Annotated in this window: 16 protein-coding genes; 12 read left to right on the top strand and 4 right to left on the bottom strand. The window is 72.3% G+C overall.

Annotated features, from left to right (window positions below):
• Window positions 1-2 precede the first annotated feature (2 nt).
• Genes OHU74_RS08935 through OHU74_RS08925 form a run of 3 tightly spaced genes read right to left on the bottom strand, consistent with a single transcriptional unit; the run spans window position 3 to window position 2,385 of the window.
• Complete coding sequence (locus OHU74_RS08935) at window positions 3-740, bottom strand: CoA-transferase subunit beta (protein ID WP_371615388.1); 738 nt, start codon at window positions 738-740, stop codon at window positions 3-5.
• Window positions 737-1,588 carry a CoA transferase subunit A gene (locus OHU74_RS08930; RefSeq protein ID WP_371615387.1) on the bottom strand — a complete coding sequence of 284 codons (852 nt, stop codon included), beginning with the start codon at window positions 1,586-1,588 and terminating at the stop codon, window positions 737-739. The genes OHU74_RS08935 and OHU74_RS08930 overlap by 4 nt, the downstream gene beginning before the upstream one ends.
• Window positions 1,585-2,385 carry an enoyl-CoA hydratase family protein gene (locus tag OHU74_RS08925; protein ID WP_371615386.1) on the bottom strand — a complete coding sequence of 267 codons (801 nt, stop codon included), beginning with the start codon at window positions 2,383-2,385 and terminating at the stop codon, window positions 1,585-1,587. The genes OHU74_RS08930 and OHU74_RS08925 overlap by 4 nt, the downstream gene beginning before the upstream one ends.
• Before the next feature lie 56 nt (window positions 2,386-2,441).
• Here OHU74_RS08925 and OHU74_RS08920 point away from each other — a divergent pair, with 56 nt between their 5' ends.
• The 10 genes from OHU74_RS08920 to OHU74_RS08875 all read left to right on the top strand — a co-directional run bounded on the left by OHU74_RS08920 (window position 2,442) and on the right by OHU74_RS08875 (window position 11,319).
• Window positions 2,442-3,212 carry an SDR family oxidoreductase gene (locus OHU74_RS08920; protein WP_371615385.1) on the top strand — a complete coding sequence of 257 codons (771 nt, stop codon included), beginning with the start codon at window positions 2,442-2,444 and terminating at the stop codon, window positions 3,210-3,212.
• A gap of 1 nt (window position 3,213) precedes the next feature.
• Window positions 3,214-4,140, top strand: a complete 927-nt coding sequence (locus OHU74_RS08915; protein ID WP_371615384.1) for an SDR family oxidoreductase — start codon at window positions 3,214-3,216, stop codon at window positions 4,138-4,140.
• A 340-nt stretch (window positions 4,141-4,480) separates the two neighbouring features.
• Entirely contained in the window at window positions 4,481-5,128 is a 648-nt protein-coding gene (locus tag OHU74_RS08910) for a DUF4360 domain-containing protein (protein WP_371615383.1), read from the top strand.
• A 35-nt stretch (window positions 5,129-5,163) separates the two neighbouring features.
• Window positions 5,164-5,823 (top strand): DUF4360 domain-containing protein, encoded by a 660-nt coding sequence (locus OHU74_RS08905; RefSeq protein ID WP_371615382.1) that lies wholly within the window; start codon window positions 5,164-5,166, stop codon window positions 5,821-5,823.
• 140 nt (window positions 5,824-5,963) lie between these two features.
• On the top strand, window positions 5,964-6,749 hold the full coding sequence (locus OHU74_RS08900; protein ID WP_371615380.1) for a 2-keto-4-pentenoate hydratase: 786 nt from the start codon (window positions 5,964-5,966) through the stop codon (window positions 6,747-6,749).
• A gap of 66 nt (window positions 6,750-6,815) precedes the next feature.
• Entirely contained in the window at window positions 6,816-7,709 is an 894-nt protein-coding gene (locus OHU74_RS08895) for an acetaldehyde dehydrogenase (acetylating) (protein WP_371619617.1), read from the top strand.
• On the top strand, window positions 7,706-8,764 hold the full coding sequence (dmpG, locus tag OHU74_RS08890) for a 4-hydroxy-2-oxovalerate aldolase (protein WP_371615379.1): 1,059 nt from the start codon (window positions 7,706-7,708) through the stop codon (window positions 8,762-8,764). Before OHU74_RS08895 ends, dmpG begins: the two co-directional genes overlap by 4 nt.
• Before the next feature lie 83 nt (window positions 8,765-8,847).
• Complete coding sequence (locus OHU74_RS08885) at window positions 8,848-9,996, top strand: Rieske 2Fe-2S domain-containing protein (RefSeq protein WP_371615378.1); 1,149 nt, start codon at window positions 8,848-8,850, stop codon at window positions 9,994-9,996.
• A complete protein-coding gene (locus tag OHU74_RS08880; RefSeq protein WP_330295869.1) occupies window positions 9,996-10,235 on the top strand; it encodes a hypothetical protein in 240 nt (79 codons plus the stop codon). Before OHU74_RS08885 ends, OHU74_RS08880 begins: the two co-directional genes overlap by 1 nt.
• Window positions 10,228-11,319 carry a 2Fe-2S iron-sulfur cluster-binding protein gene (locus OHU74_RS08875; protein ID WP_371615377.1) on the top strand — a complete coding sequence of 364 codons (1,092 nt, stop codon included), beginning with the start codon at window positions 10,228-10,230 and terminating at the stop codon, window positions 11,317-11,319. The genes OHU74_RS08880 and OHU74_RS08875 overlap by 8 nt, the downstream gene beginning before the upstream one ends.
• A 103-nt stretch (window positions 11,320-11,422) precedes the next feature.
• Here the strand turns inward: OHU74_RS08875 and OHU74_RS08870 are convergent, their stop codons facing one another.
• Window positions 11,423-12,295, bottom strand: coding sequence for an IclR family transcriptional regulator (locus OHU74_RS08870; protein WP_371615376.1), 873 nt, complete (start codon window positions 12,293-12,295; stop codon window positions 11,423-11,425).
• A 244-nt stretch (window positions 12,296-12,539) separates the two neighbouring features.
• Here OHU74_RS08870 and hsaA point away from each other — a divergent pair, with 244 nt between their 5' ends.
• Both hsaA and hsaD read left to right on the top strand, forming a co-directional pair.
• Window positions 12,540-13,709 carry a 3-hydroxy-9,10-secoandrosta-1,3,5(10)-triene-9,17-dione monooxygenase oxygenase subunit gene (gene hsaA, locus OHU74_RS08865; protein ID WP_371615375.1) on the top strand — a complete coding sequence of 390 codons (1,170 nt, stop codon included), beginning with the start codon at window positions 12,540-12,542 and terminating at the stop codon, window positions 13,707-13,709.
• The gene (gene hsaD, locus OHU74_RS08860) at window positions 13,706-14,575 is read left to right on the top strand and encodes a 4,5:9,10-diseco-3-hydroxy-5,9,17-trioxoandrosta-1(10),2-diene-4-oate hydrolase (RefSeq protein ID WP_371615374.1); all 870 of its coding nucleotides are present in this window, start codon (window positions 13,706-13,708) and stop codon (window positions 14,573-14,575) included. The genes hsaA and hsaD overlap by 4 nt, the downstream gene beginning before the upstream one ends.
• Window positions 14,576-14,596 lie beyond the last annotated feature (21 nt).

Below are 14,596 nucleotides of genomic sequence, written 5' to 3'. Positions count from 1 at the left end.
GATCAGACCCGTACTTCGCGGTCGCGCAGGCCCTTGGGATCGATGACCTCGCGGATCAGCCGCAGCTCCTCGGCGGTCGGCTCCCGGGTGTACGGGACCTCGCCGTCGACGGCGAGGTCGAAGCCGGTCGCCGCCCGCACCTGCTCCACCGTGACCCCGGGGTGCACCGAGACCAGCCGCATCGAATGGTCCGGGCCGGTGAAGTCGAAGACGCCGAGATCGCTGACCACCCGAGGGAGCCGGTGGTAGCGGGTGACCCCGGCCGCCTCCGCGCGGTCGTAGCCCACCCCGCTCACCATGTCGACGCGCTCGACGAACACCCGGGTGGAGTGCTTGGGGATCCAGTAGCTCACCGGGTTGTTCAGGGTGTTCACCGGAGCACCGCGCACCCCGAGGAGCTGGCGGGCCGGCCGCTCCCAGTCGCCGATGCAGGAGATGTTCTGGTTGCCGAACCGGTCGATCTGGCTGGCACCCATCATCACGTGGCGCCGCCCGCCCGTGACCATGGTGAGGTGGCGGCGGTACGGGAGCCAGCCCTCGGCCGTGCCGTCGAGGCCCACCAGCATGGCTTCGCCGTCGGTGAGCAGGAGGTCGGGGGAGAAGGTCCGCTTCGCGAGGCGGGCACCGAAGGACGGCACCAGACCCATGGGGCTGGCCAGCACCTCGCCGTTGTCGCGCCAGGCCTCGGCGCAGGCGATCACGCAGTATTCGGAACGGCTGACGGCGGTCGTCGTGCTCACTTCTGCTCCTCGTGCCAGGCCTGGACGGCGGACTGGTAGGCGTGCTCGCTGCCGCCGGAGAGGAAGCGCTCGGCGAACTCGGGCCAGGGGGTGGTCGCGTACAGCTTCTGGAAGGCCTCGTCGCGGTCGTAGTCGGGGGCGCAGGAGGTGAAGTGCGCGCCGTTCGGGGTCTCCACGACCCCGGTGACCGAGTGGCGGCTGACGAGGAGGGACTGCGGGGGCCCGGCCTTGGACAGCTCCGCCGTTTCGACGATCTGCTCGCAGGAGACGTACGCGGCGTCCGCGGCCTCGCAGAAGAGGTCGTCGAAGTACGGGTCCGGCCCCAGGTACTGGGCGTTGCCGAGGCGGTCGGCGCGGTTGAGGTGGACCAGGGCCGCGTCCATGCGCAGGGCGGGGACGGCGACGAACTCCTCGCCGTCGGCGTAGGGCGAGGTGACCGTGCGCAGCTCGGGGTTGACGCGCATGACGTCGGAGCCGAGGGCGGCGCGGACGGGGAGGAAGGGCAGCCGGTTGGCGGCGGCGTGCAGGCCCCACATGAACATGGCCTCGTCGAGCTCGGTGAGGGGGAAGGCGGCCCGCTCGCGCGCGGCCCGGAAGTGCGGCTCCAGCGGGATCGAGTCGAGGGTCGCGAAGGGGGCCACGAGCTTGCCGATCTTCCCGGCGGCGGCGAGCAGCCCGACGTCGGGGCCGCCGTACGAGATCACGGTGAGATCGGTGATCTCGGAGCGGAGCAGTGCGCGCACCAGGGCCATGGGCTTGCGCCGCGAGCCCCAGCCGCCGATCCCGATGGTCATCCCGCTGCGCAGCCGCCCGACCACCTCGTCGGGGCTCATGGTCTTGTCGGTCATGCGGATTCCGCCTTTGCGTCCGTCTGCGTCTGCGTCTGCGTCTTCGTGTTCGTGTCCGTGTCCGTGCCGAAGGTGTCGCGGACCCGGTCGGCGACCCCGCTGAGGTTGGCCTCGAAGGTGAAGCCCTGCTCGAAGCGGTAGCTGCGGCGCACGTCCACCGGGTCGATGCCGTTGATGGCGGCCTTGGCCAGCCGGATGAGGTAGCCGTCCTTCTTCGCGATCTCGGCGGCCAGCTCCAGGGCGGCGGCCCGCAGTTCGCCCCGCGGCACCACCTTCCACACCGAGCCGTGCGCGTGCAGTTCGGCGGCGGTCGCGGTGCGCGAGGTGTAGTAGAGGGTGCGCATCATGTGCTGCGGGACGAGCCGGGCCAGGTGGGTCGCGGCCCCGAGGGCGCCCCGGTCCAGCTCCGGCAGTCCGAAGGTCGCGTCCTCGGAGGCCACGATGGCGTCGGCGTTGCCGACCAGGCCGATGCCGCCGCCGAGGCAGAAGCCGTTCACGGCCGCCACGACCGGGACCTCGCACTCGTACACGGCGGCGAAGGCCTCGTAGCAGCCCCGGTTGGCGCCGATGAGCGAGGCGTGGCCGGTATCGCGCTGCATCTCCTTGATGTCGACGCCGGCGTTGAAGCCGCGGCCCTCGGCGGCGAGCACGACGCACCGGACCTCCGGGTCGCGGCCGGCCGCGCGCAGGGCGTCGGCGAGGTCGTACCAGCCCTGCACGGGCAGTGCGTTGACGGGCGGGAAGTCGACTGTGACGAGTGCGATGCCCTTGTCGGGGCTTGAGGTGGAGACACCCATGAGCGGATCAGCTACCTTTCCACCAAACATTTGTTAGGTGAGGAAGGTAGCAGCCGATGGAGCTCAACGGGAGGGTTGTGGTCGTCACCGGCGGAACCCGGGGCGTCGGCGCCGGGATCGCGCGGTCGTTCCTCGCAGCGGGGGCCCACGTCCTCGTCTGCGCGCGACGGCCGCCGGACGAACCGGTGGCGCACGGCGGCCGCGAAGCGGTGTTCGCCGCCCTGGACCTGCGCGATCCCGCCGCCGTGCAGGAGTTCTTCGCATCGGTCGCCGAGCGCCACGGGCGCCTCGACTGCCTGGTCAACAACGCCGGCGGGACCCCGTACCGACTGCTCGGCGAGGGCGAGGCGGAGCGCCACGCGAGGGTGCTGGAGCTGAACCTCACCGCCCCGATGACCGCCTCGCTGGCCGCGTACCCGTGGCTGCGCCGGACGCGGGGTTCGGTGGTGATGATCGGCAGCGTCAGCGGGACCCGGCCTTCGCCGGGTACGGCGGCCTACGGGGCCGCGAAGGCCGGCCTGGAGAACCTGGCCCGCTCGATGGCCGTCGAATGGGCCCCCGAGGTACGGGTCAACTCGCTGGTCCTGGGCATGGTGCGCACCGAACTCGCGCACCTGCACTACGGAGACGAGGCGGGCATCGCGGCGGTCGGCGCGACCGTCCCGCTGGGGCGGCTGGCCGAACCCTCGGACGTGGGGGAGGCGGCGGTGTTCCTGGCCTCCGACCGGGCGGGGTACGTGAGCGGGGCGAGCCTGCTCGTGCACGGGGGCGGCGAGCGCCCGGCGTTTTTGGATGCGGCAACCGCGAACAAGACCAAGGAGAAGTGACATGGGACTGGGACCTGCCGACAGGCTGGCCGAAGGCCGTGTGGTCATCGTGACGGGCGCCGGGCGGGGGCTGGGCCGGGCCCACGCGCTGGCCTTCGCCGCCGAGGGGGCCCGGGTCGTGGTCAACGACCTGGGCGTCGGCCTGGACGGACTGCCCGGGGCGGACAGTCCGGCGGCCCAAGTGGTCGAGGAGATCCGGGCGATGGGCGGGGAGGCGGTCGCGCACGGCGGGGACATCGCCACCTCGGAGGGGGCCGCCTCCCTGATCGGGGCGGCGGTCTCGGCCTTCGGGAGGCTGGACACCCTCGTCAACAACGCGGGGTTCCTGCGCGACCGGATGCTCGTGAACCTGGACGAGGACGACTGGGACGCGGTGATGCGGGTCCACCTGAAGGGCCACTTCCTCCCCCTCAAGTACGCGGCCGCGTACTGGCGGGCGGAGGCCAAGGAGGGCCGCCAGGTGGCCGCCCGGGTGGTCAACACCTCCTCGGGGGCCGGGCTGCTGGGCTCGGTCGGGCAGGGCAACTACAGCGCGGCCAAGGCGGGGATCCTGGGCCTGACACTCGTCTCGGCGGCGGAGATGGGCCGCTACGGGGTCCAGGTCAACGCGATCGCCCCGGCCGCCCGGACCCGGATGACGGAGCAGACCTTCGCGGAAACCATGGCCGCCCCCGGGGAGGGGGGCTTCGACGCGATGGCCCCCGAGAACGTGTCCCCGCTGGTGGTGTGGCTCGGCTCCGACGCCTCGGCCGGGGTCACGGGCCGGGTCTTCGAGGCGGAGGGCGGCCGCATCACGGTGATGGAGGGCTGGCGGCCGGGCCCCACGGCCGACTGCGGGGCCCGCTGGACCCCGGCCGCGGCGGGGGAGACGGCGGCGAAGCTGCTGTCGGCCTCGGAGGTGCCGCAGCCGGTGTACGGGGCGCGGTAGACGACCCGGGCCCAGCCGGACCGGCCCGGCACGACCTGGGTCCAGCCGGGCCGACCGGCACGACCCGGGCCCAGCCGGACCGGCCCGGCATGACCCGGGCCCAGTCGGACCGGCCCGGGTTCCGGACATCCTCGGGGCCCGGGGAGGCCGGCCGGTCGGCGGGGCCGGGGGAGGCGGGCTGCTGGGGGCGGGTCGGCCATCGATGCGGACTCATGGGTTCCGGCCAGGCCGTGCGGGGGCGGGGGTGTTGTCCGTATCGCGTCCTTACCCGGCCCGTGCGCCCGTGGTGGCATGTCCATGCCGAATACGGCATTTCCCGCGACGGACGGAGCATCCGGACATGCCCCTGCGCAGACTGGCCCTCGGGGCCGCCTCCCTCACCCTGGTGGCCCTGGCCGCCCCCGCCCACGCCGACACCCCCTCCGCGCCGCCCGGCCGGATCACCGTGGAGGTGGTCGGGGCCAACGGCTCCGGCTGCCCCGCCGGGACCACGCAGGTGGCGGCGGCCCCCGACAACACGGCCTTCACCGTCACCTACAGCGACTACCTCGCCCAGGCCGGAGCCGGCTCCGGCGGCACCGAGTTCCGCAAGAACTGCCAACTGGCCCTGCGCGTCCACGTGCCCCAGGGGTACACGTACGCCATCGCCCGCGCCGACTACCGCGGCTTCGCCAGCCTCCAGCGCGGCGCCTTCGGCCAGCAGCGGGCCGGCTACTACTTCCAGGGCGCCGGGCAGACCGCCCGTACCGTCCACCAGTTCAACGGCGCCTACGCCGACAACTGGCAGGCGAGCGACGAGACCGCGTACCAGGACCTGGTCTTCGCCCCCTGCGGAGAGGTGCGCAACCTCAACGTCAACACCGAACTGCGCGTCTTCGCGGGCTCGTCGAACCCCCAGGCGCTCAGCTTCATGAGCATGGACTCCACGGACGGCAGCGTCAGCACCGTCTACCACTTCGAATGGAAGGAGTGTCCCGCCACCGCCTGACCGCCGACAGCGCGTACGCAGAAGGAGTGACAACGATGTCGCATTCCCTGTCCCGCACCCTGTTCGTCGGCGGCGCGGCCGCCGCCCTGATCGCCACCGGGGCCCCCGCCCAGGCGGCCCCCATCACCGTCCCGCCCGACAAGATCGTGATCGAACTCGCCACGGTCAACGGCTCCGGCTGCCGCGAGGGCACCGCCGCCATCGCCGTCTCCCCCGACAACACGGCCTTCACGGTCACCTACAGCGAGTACCTCGCCCAGGTCGGCGCCGGCGCCCCGCCCACCGCCTTCCGCAAGAACTGCCAGCTCAACCTGCGCGTCCACGTCCCGAACGGCTTCACCTACGCGATCGTCCAGGCCGACTACCGCGGCTTCGCCAGCCTCCAGCGCGGCGCGTGGGGGCAGGAGCGCGCGAACTACTACTTCCAGGGGATGTCGCAGACCGCTCAGCGCACCCACCAGTTCAACGGCCCCGTCGACGACAACTGGCAGTCGACCGACAAGACCGAATACGCCGACCTCGTCTGGGCCCCCTGCGGCGAGCAGCGCAACTTCAACATCAACACCGAGCTGCGGGTGGGCGCCGGCACCTCCGGCCCCCAGGCCCTCAACTTCATGGCCATGGACTCCACCGACGCCAGCGTGAACACCCTCTACCACCTCGCCTGGCAGACCTGCCCGGCGCACAAGCCGTAGCGGCCGATACACCGGGGCGGGGCCGACGTGCGACCGGCCCCGCCCCCCTTTCCCGCTCAGCGGGAACACCCCCTCCCGCCCCCGCCCGGGCCCCGCCTACCGTCTGCGGCACCACACACCACCGCAGCCGGGAGGACCCCATGCTCAACGACCGGCGCCGGCGCGAGGCCGCCGAGGTGCTGCGCGGGGCGCAGGCGCGGCGGGCCCCCGTCCGGCCGCTGACCGAGCTGTTCGCGGGGATCGGCGCGCAGGACGCGTACGAGATCCAGCTCCTCAACATCCGCCACCGCGTCCAGGCGGAGGGCGCCCGCATCACCGGGCACAAGGTCGGACTGTCGTCCCCCGTCATGCAGGCCATGATGGGCGTCGACGAGCCCGACTACGGGCACCTGCTCGACGCGATGGAGCTGCGCGAGGACACCCCGGTCCCGGCGCACGCCTACTGCGCGCCCCGCGTCGAGGTCGAGATCGGCTTCGTGCTCGGCGCCGACCTGCCCGGCGAGGGCTGCACCGCGGCCGACGTGCTCGCCGCGACGGAACGGGTCGTACCGGCCCTCGAGCTCATCGACAGCCGGATCGTCGACTGGCGGATCTCCATCGCCGACACCATCGCCGACAACGCCTCCTCCGCCGGATACGTCATCGGCGAGGGTCGCGATCCGCGCGAGCTGGACCTGAAGGCGATCGAAGCCACCCTGACCAGCGGCCCCGACACCCTCGCGAGTGGCCGCGGCGACGCCGTGCTCGGGGATCCCGCCGAGTCCGTGGCCTGGCTGGCGCGGACCGTCGCCCGCTTCGGAGTGCCGCTGCGCAAGGGCCACCTGATCCTGCCCGGGTCCTGCACCCGCGCCGTGGACGTGGCCGCCGGGCGCACCTACACCGCCGAGTTCACCGGGCTCGGCCCGGTGTCCCTCTCCTTCTGCTGAACCCCCGAGGTGATCACGATCAAGAACGCGATCAAGAACGCGATCAAGAACACGGTCAAGGACCCGATCAAGAAAGCGACCGCCGCCATCGTCGGCTCCGGGAACATCGGGACCGACCTGCTCTACAAGCTGATGCGCTCCCCGTACATCGAGCCCCGCTGGATGATCGGCGTGGACCCCGACAGCGAGGGCCTCGCCCGCGCCCGCCGCGCCGGACTCGACGCCTCCCACGAGGGCGTCGACTGGCTGCTCGGCCGGGACGAGCTGCCCGACCTGGTCTTCGAGGCCACCTCCGCCTACGTGCACCGGGCCAACGCCCCGCGCTACGCCGAGCTGGGGATCAGGGCGGTCGACCTGACACCGGCCGCCGTCGGCCCCGCCGTCGTACCGCCCGCGAACCTGACCGCCCACCTCGACCGGGACAACGTCAACATGATCACCTGCGGCGGCCAGGCCACCATCCCCATGGTGTACGCCGTCTCGCGCGTGGTCCCCGTCGCCTACGCCGAGATCGTGGCCTCGGTGGCCTCCGTCTCGGCCGGCCCCGGCACCCGCGCCAACATCGACGAGTTCACCCGCACCACCTCCCGGGGCATCGAGGAGATCGGCGGCGCCGCCCGCGGCAAGGCCATCATCATCCTCAACCCGGCAGAGCCTCCGGTCATCATGCGCGACACCGTCTTCTGCGCGATCCCGGCCGACGCCGACCGCGAGGCCATCACCGCCTCCGTCAAACAGATCGCCGAGGACGTGGCCTCGTACGTACCGGGCTACCGGCTGCGCACCGAGCCGCAGTTCGACGACCCCTCCCCGCTGAGCGGCGGGATGGCCCGGGTCGCGATCTTCCTGGAGGTGGAGGGCGCCGGCGACTACCTGCCGCCCTACGCCGGAAACCTCGACATCATGACCGCCGCCGCCACCAAGGTCGGCGAGGAGTTCGCCAAGGGGATGACGAAGTGACCACCGGACCCACCCCCACCACCTATTCCGACACCCTCGACATCCGGATCACCGACTCCTCCCTGCGCGACGGCTCGCACGCCAAACGCCACCAGTTCACCGGCGAGGACGTGCGCTCGGTCGTGACCGCCCTCGACGGCGCCGGGGTCCCCGTCATCGAGGTCACCCACGGCGACGGACTCGGCGGGTCCTCCTTCAACTACGGCTTCTCGAAGACCCCCGAGCAGGAGCTCATCAAGATCGCCGCCGATACCGCCAGGAACGCGAAGATCGCCTTCCTGATGCTGCCGGGCCTCGGCGTGAAGGACGACATCCGCGCCGCGCACGGCAACGGCGGCGCGATCTGCCGGATCGCCACCCACTGCACCGAAGCCGACATCTCCGTCCAGCACTTCGGGCTCGCCCGCGAAATGGGCCTGGAGACCGTCGGGTTCCTGATGATGGCCCACTCCACCACCCCCGAGAACCTCGCCCGGCAGGCCCGCATCATGGCCGACGCCGGCTGCCAGTGCGTGTACGTCGTCGACTCCGCCGGCGCCATGGTCATGGACGAGGTCACCGACCGGGTGGCGGCGCTGGTCGCCGAGCTCGGCCCCGACGCCCAGGTCGGCTTCCACGGCCACGAGAACCTCGGACTGGGCGTGGGCAACTCCGTCGCCGCCGTCCGCGCCGGGGCCCTGCAGATCGACGGCTCGACCCGCCGCCTCGGCGCGGGCGCGGGCAATACGCCCGTCGAGGCCTTCGCGGCCGTCTGCCAGAAGATGGGCATCCGCACCGGCATCGACGTACTGAAGATCATCGACGCCGCCGAGGACGTGGTCCGCCCCGTCATGGACGAAGAGTGCCGGCTCGACCGGATGGCCCTCCTCATGGGCCACGCCGGCGTCTACTCCAGCTTCCTCAAGCACGCCTACCGGCAGGCCGAGCGCTACGGGGTCCCCGGCGCGCAGATCCTGCTGCGCGCGGGCGAACGCCGCCTCGTCGGCGGCCAGGAGGACCAGCTCATCGACATCGCCGTCGAATTGGCCGCCAAATCCAGCCCCGCCGGCGTTTGAGGCGCGGGGTCTGGGCCGGAGCCCCAGGAGACGGCGCCCCGCCGGACCGCGAACCGGACCACAACGAAGTGGAGGACCACCCCATGGCCGAATCGACCGCAGTCGACGAAGCGCCTCGTGTCATTGAAGCCGCCCCCGTGCCCGCCCGGTTCGCCCGAGGCTGGCACTGCCTGGGCCTCGCAGCCCCGTTCCGGGACGGAACCCCGCACGAGATCGAAGCATTCGGCACCCGACTGGTCGTCTTCCAGGGCCAAGACACCGGCGAGCTGAGCGTCCTGAACGCCTACTGCCCCCACATGGGCGGCAACCTCGCCCACGGCACCGTCAAGGGCGACGCCGTCGCCTGCCCCTTCCACGACTGGCGCTGGTCGGGCGACGGCCGCTGCGCCGCCATCCCCTACGCCCGCCGCGTTCCGCCGCGCGCCAGGACCCGCGCCTGGACCGCCCTGGAACGCAACGGCCAGCTCTACGTCTGGCACGACCCCGAGGGCAGCCAGCCGCCGCCCGAGGTCACGATCCCCGTCATCGAGGGCGTGGGCGACCCCGAGTGGAGCGACTGGAGCTGGAACTCCCTGCGCGTGGAGAACTCCAACTGCCGCGAGATCGTCGACAACGTCGTCGACATGGCGCACTTCTACTACGTGCACTACGCCTTCCCGACCTACTTCAAGAACGTCTTCGACGGCCACGTCGCCACCCAGTACATGGAGTCCACCCCGCGCGGAGACGTGGACCTCGGCACCCTGTCCACCGGCGGCGGACTGCGCTCGGACGCCTCCTACTACGGCCCCTCCTACATGATCGACAAGCTGTGGAGCGATATCGGCGGCGGTGTCGAGCTCGAATCCGTGCTCATCAACTGCCACTACCCGATCGACGAGAACAGCTTCATGCTCATGTACGGGACGATCGTCAAGAAGCTCCCCGGCATGACCGACGAGCAGGCCGCCGACGCCGCCCGCCTGACCTCCGAGGGCCTCGCCGTCGGATTCGAGCAGGACGTCGACATCTGGAAGAACAAGACCCGCATCGACAATCCGCTCCTGACCGAGGAGGACGGCCCCGTCTACCAGCTCCGCCGCTGGTACGAGCAGTTCTACGTCGACGCCGCCGACGTCAAGGACGAGATGGTGCGCCGCTTCGAGTTCGAGATCGACACCACCCGCGCCACCGCCGCCTGGAAGGCCGAGGTCGCCGAGAACCTCGCCCGCCGCGCGGCCGGGGCCCCGTGATGACCCCCGTCGTGTGCGGGGAGTGCGCCGCCGAGGTGCTGTGCGAGAAGTTCAGCCCCGCCCACACCCAGATCCAGTGGATCCACGAGGCCGCCGTGCTCCCGGGGGGATGCCCGCGCATCGCCGCCGAGGTCGCGGCGGGCCGCCCCAGCGCCCGCGTCCGCTCCTGCGGAGCCCTGCGCGCGGGCATCGAGGCAGCCGTCCTGGAGGGCCGTCTGGAGGTGCCGGCCGATGTCTGACACCGACGGACTTCTTACGTCGCCCCGCGCGGCCGGGGTCCGCAGCCCGGCCCCGGCTGCGACCGCGGGCGGAGCACCCGGCAGGCTGCTGGTCCGCGTCACCGAGCGGATCCAGGAGACCGCCGACGCGGTGTCCCTCGTACTCGACGCGCAACTCCCGTACCGGCCCGGACAGTTCCTCACGCTCCGGGTTCCGGGAGGCGCGGCCCGCTGCTACTCCCTGGCCGGCTCCCCGCACACCGGGGACCCGCTGCGCATCACCGTCAAACGAGTCCCCGGCGGCGCGGGCTCCGGCTGGCTCTGCCAGGGCGTGGCCGTCGGCGACGAGCTGGAGATCCTGCCGCCCGCCGGCACCTTCACCCCGGCCGACCTGGAGCGGGACCTCCTCCTGGTGGCGGGCGGCAGCGGGATCACCCCGGTCCTGTCCATCGCCAAGTCGGCCCTCGCGGCCGACCGGGGCCACGTCGCCCTGGTGTACGCCAACCGAGACCCCGGCTCGGTGATCTTCCGCGACGAGTTGTGGGGGCTGGCCGAGGAACACCCCGGCAGGCTGACCGTCGTCCACTGGCTGGAGAGCCTCCAGGGGCTGCCGAGCGCCCCGCACCTGGGCCCGCTCGTGGCCCCGTACGCCGGCCGCGAGGCCTACCTGTGCGGGCCCGCTCCGCTGATGGACGCGGCGGAGACGGCCCTGCGGTCGGTGGGCACCCCGGGCGGGTCCGTCCACCGCGAGCGGTACTTCTCCCTGAGCGGCGACGTCTTCGCGCCCCCGGCCCCGGTCCCGGAGCTCCCGCAGCCCCCGGCCGGGGGAGGGGCCGTCGCCGAGGTGGAGCTCGACGGAGCCGTGCACACCGTGCGCTGGCCGGCCGGGACCCCGCTCCTCGACGCGCTGCTCGCCGCGGGCGTCCCCGCCCCCTACTCCTGCCGCGAGGGCGCGTGCAGCGCCTGCTGCTGCCGGGTGGTGGAGGGCGGGGCCACGATGGTCCGCAACGAGGTCCTGGACCGCGAGGACCTGGCCGACGGCTACGTCCTGGCCTGCCAGGCACTGCCGCTCGGCGACCGCGTCCGCATCACCTACGACGGCTGAAACGGCTGAAACGGCTGAGCACGGCTGAACGGAAACGGGCCCGGCCCCCTGGCGAGGGGTCGGGCCCGGATCCTTCATTCGTGCGATGAGGTACCACTACCCACTACATCCACTCGCTGAACCGCAGCCACCCCATCATGTTGTCCATCGCCTGCGCGGAGACGGCCGGAGCCTGGTCCTCCGGCGGAGCCACCCGTACGGTCCGGCCCGCGCGGCCCGGCCCGTACAGCTCCCGCCACACCGACCGCGCGCAGGCCAGTACCGCCGGTGCCAGCCGCGCCGACTCCCGGTCCCCGCGGCCCGAGGACACCGACACGGCGGCCACGGCCCGCCCGGCCCCCCGCAGCGGCGCGGCCACGCAGGAGATCCCGCGGAAGCTCTCCTCCCGGTCGTACGCCACCCCGCGCTCGCGGACCGCCGCGAGCTCGGAGCGCAGCGCCAGCGGCCGGACCAGGGTGCGGGCGGTGCGCGGCCGCAGGCCCTGCGCGAGGACGTGCTCCACCGCCGACGGGTCGCTGAACGCGAGGATCGCCTTGCCGGTGGCCGTGCAGTACGCGGGCATCCGGCCGCCGACCCGCGAGGGCACGGTGGTGGCCTCCGAGCCGCCGATCCGCTCCAGGCACACCACTTCGGCCCCGTCGAGCACCGACAGGTGCACCACCCGGCCCGTCTGCTCGTGGAGCGCGTGCAGCAGCGGCAGGGCGGCCCGGCGCAGCCGGTTGTGGTGGGAGGCGAGTGCGCCCAGCTCCAGCATCCGCATGCCCATGCGGTAGTCGCGGCCCTCGCGGTCCAGCCAGCGCAACTGCACCAGCTGGTCGAGGATCCGGTGGGCGGAAGAACGTGGGATTCCGGAGCGGCGCACGACCTCGGTGAGCGACAGCCGCGGCTGTGGACCCTCGAAGGCGCCCAGCACCCTCGCGGCCTTCTCCAGCAGCGACAGCGGTGCGAGCTCGGTCTCCATGACCTGGTCGAGCACGAGAAAACCCCCTGCGTGAGGCGTTGGGGCGACCCTGCCACGGCTCCTGGCCGGAGGGGAAGCACCGGGAAGGAGTTATTTCATTCAGTAATACTTCGGATAGGGGTGTTGGGGTCCCGGAGCAGGTGGCGCCGACTCCCGCAGGGCCCTTCCCACTCAGCGGGAACGACACGTTCCACGCCCCCGACACCCCGGCGTACGTTCACCGCACCTCGAAGCCGACGACCCCGAGAAAGGGACACCGATGAGCGACGAAGACGTCCTCGCAGCAGTCCGCGCCCTCGCCCCCACCCTGCGCGAACGCAGCGCCGAGGCCGAAGCGCAGCGCAAGGTCCCCGAGGCGAGCATCAAGGAACTGGCCGCCACCGGCTTCTTCCGCCTGCTCCAGCCCAAGGCCTACGGCGGCCGCGCCGCCGACCCGGGGCTCTTCTACGCCGCCGTCAAGGAGATCGCCAAGGCCTGCGGCTCCACCGGCTGGGTCTCCTCCGTCGTCGGAGTCCACCCCTGGCACGTGGCCCTCTACGACCCCCGTGCCCAGGAAGAGGTCTGGGGCCAGGACCCCGACACCCGGATCTGCTCCTCCTACGCCCCTACCGGCAAGGTCACCCCCGTCGACGGAGGATTCACCGTCAGCGGCCGCTGGCACTTCTCCTCCGGCTGCGACCACGCCGACTGGGCCCTGCTCGGCGGACTGGTCACCGACGCCGAAGGCCGGCCCGTGGACATGCGGACCTTCCTGATCCCCCGCACCCAGTACCGCATCGACGAGGTCTGGGACACCGTCGGCCTGCGCGGCTCCGGCTCCAACGACATCCTCGTCGAAGACGTCTTCGTCCCCGACCACCGAGCCCTGAGCTTCGGCCCCGTCACCGCCCTGAAGGTCCCCGGCCACCAGCTCAACCCCGAGCCGCTCTACCGGCTCCCCTACGCCTCCGTCTTCACCACCACCATCTCCACCCCCATCGTCGGCATCGCCGAAGGCGCCTACGAGGACTACGTCGCCGCGACCCGCGAACGCTTCCGCATCTCCTACGGCCAGCAGGTCGCCGAAGACCCCTTCGCCCAGGTCCGCATCGCCCGCGCCGCCAGCGACATCGACGCCTCCTGGCTGCAGCTCCAGCGCAACATCGGCGAGCTCTACGCCCTGGCCGAACGCGGCGAGGAACTCCCGATGCCCCTGCGCACCCGCGCCCGCCGCGACCAGGTCCTCGCCACCGAACGCAGCGTCGCCGCCGTAGACCTCCTGATGGAGAACGCGGGCGGCAGCGCCATGCGCACCGGCGCCAACCCCGTCCAGCGCGCCTGGCGCGACGTCCACACCGGCCGGGGCCACGCCGCCAACGACCCGGAGCGGGCCCTGGTCCTCTTCGGCCAGGGCGCCCTCGGCCTCGACATCCAGGACACGATGCTGTGAGCCCGCAGGCACTGACGTACGAGAACACCTCCCGCACCGCCCTCGCCGGCGACCTGACCCTGCACTACCACGAGGCCGGCCCCCGGGACATGCCCGACGCACCCGTCGTGATCATGCTGCACGGCGGTGGCCCCGGCGCCTCCGGCTGGTCCAACTTCGGCGGCAACCTCCCCCACTTCGCCGGGCACTTCCGCACCCTGCTCGTCGACCAGCCCTGCTACGGCCGCTCCGACAAACCCGAACCCGACCGCGACTACTTCAGCTTCAGCGCGGCCGCCGTCATCGCCCTCATGGACGAACTCGGCATCGAGCGGGCGAACCTCATCGGGAACTCCCTCGGCGGCGGCACGGCCACCCGCCTGGTCCTCGACCACCCCGGCCGCGTGGACAAGCTCCTGCTCATGGGACCCGGCGGCATCTCGCTCAACCTCTTCTCCGCCGACCCCACCGAAGGCATCAAACGGCTCTTCGAGTTCAGCCTCGCCCCCGAACCCACCCGCGAGCAGATGCGGACCTTCCTCACCACCCTCGCCCACGACCCGGCCATCGTCACCGAAGCCCTCGTCGAGGAGCGCTACGCCCAGGCCACCGACCCCGAAGCCAGGCTCGGCAACGCCCGGATGGGCGCCTCCTTCGCCAAATGGCCCGAGGCCGCCATGCTCTGGCGCGAAGCCCACCGCATCAGCCGCCCGGTGCTGCTGACCTGGGGCCGCGAGGACCGCGTCAACCCCGTCGACGGGGCCTTCCTCGCCCTGAAGACCATCCCCGACGCCCGCCTGCACGTCTTCCCGCACTGCGGGCACTGGGCGCAGACCGAGGCCGCCGAAGAGTTCAACCGCCTCGCCACCGACTTCTTCCTCCACTGACGCCCCCACTGACGCCCCCAC

This window comes from Streptomyces sp. NBC_00454, from assembly GCF_041434015.1.
Classification (GTDB): Bacteria; Actinomycetota; Actinomycetes; order Streptomycetales; family Streptomycetaceae; genus Streptomyces.
The sequence above is the reverse complement of the archived record's forward strand: the minus strand, read 5'-3'. Positions and strand labels throughout refer to the sequence as shown.

Excerpts from the sequence above, each read along its gene's own strand:
- hsaA (WP_371615375.1), top strand. The coding sequence starts at position 12,540 with ATGAGCGACGAAGACGTCCTCGCAGCAGTCCGCGCCCTCGCCCCCACC.
- OHU74_RS08930 (WP_371615387.1), bottom strand. The coding sequence starts at position 1,588 with ATGACCGACAAGACCATGAGCCCCGACGAGGTGGTCGGGCGGCTGCGC.
- OHU74_RS08920 (WP_371615385.1), top strand. The coding sequence starts at position 2,442 with ATGGAGCTCAACGGGAGGGTTGTGGTCGTCACCGGCGGAACCCGGGGC.
- OHU74_RS08900 (WP_371615380.1), top strand. The coding sequence starts at position 5,964 with ATGCTCAACGACCGGCGCCGGCGCGAGGCCGCCGAGGTGCTGCGCGGG.
- OHU74_RS08910 (WP_371615383.1), top strand. The coding sequence starts at position 4,481 with ATGCCCCTGCGCAGACTGGCCCTCGGGGCCGCCTCCCTCACCCTGGTG.
- OHU74_RS08875 (WP_371615377.1), top strand. The coding sequence starts at position 10,228 with ATGTCTGACACCGACGGACTTCTTACGTCGCCCCGCGCGGCCGGGGTC.
- OHU74_RS08915 (WP_371615384.1), top strand. The coding sequence starts at position 3,214 with ATGGGACTGGGACCTGCCGACAGGCTGGCCGAAGGCCGTGTGGTCATC.
- OHU74_RS08905 (WP_371615382.1), top strand. The coding sequence starts at position 5,164 with ATGTCGCATTCCCTGTCCCGCACCCTGTTCGTCGGCGGCGCGGCCGCC.
- OHU74_RS08880 (WP_330295869.1), top strand. The coding sequence starts at position 9,996 with ATGACCCCCGTCGTGTGCGGGGAGTGCGCCGCCGAGGTGCTGTGCGAG.
- OHU74_RS08925 (WP_371615386.1), bottom strand. The coding sequence starts at position 2,385 with ATGGGTGTCTCCACCTCAAGCCCCGACAAGGGCATCGCACTCGTCACA.
- OHU74_RS08885 (WP_371615378.1), top strand. The coding sequence starts at position 8,848 with ATGGCCGAATCGACCGCAGTCGACGAAGCGCCTCGTGTCATTGAAGCC.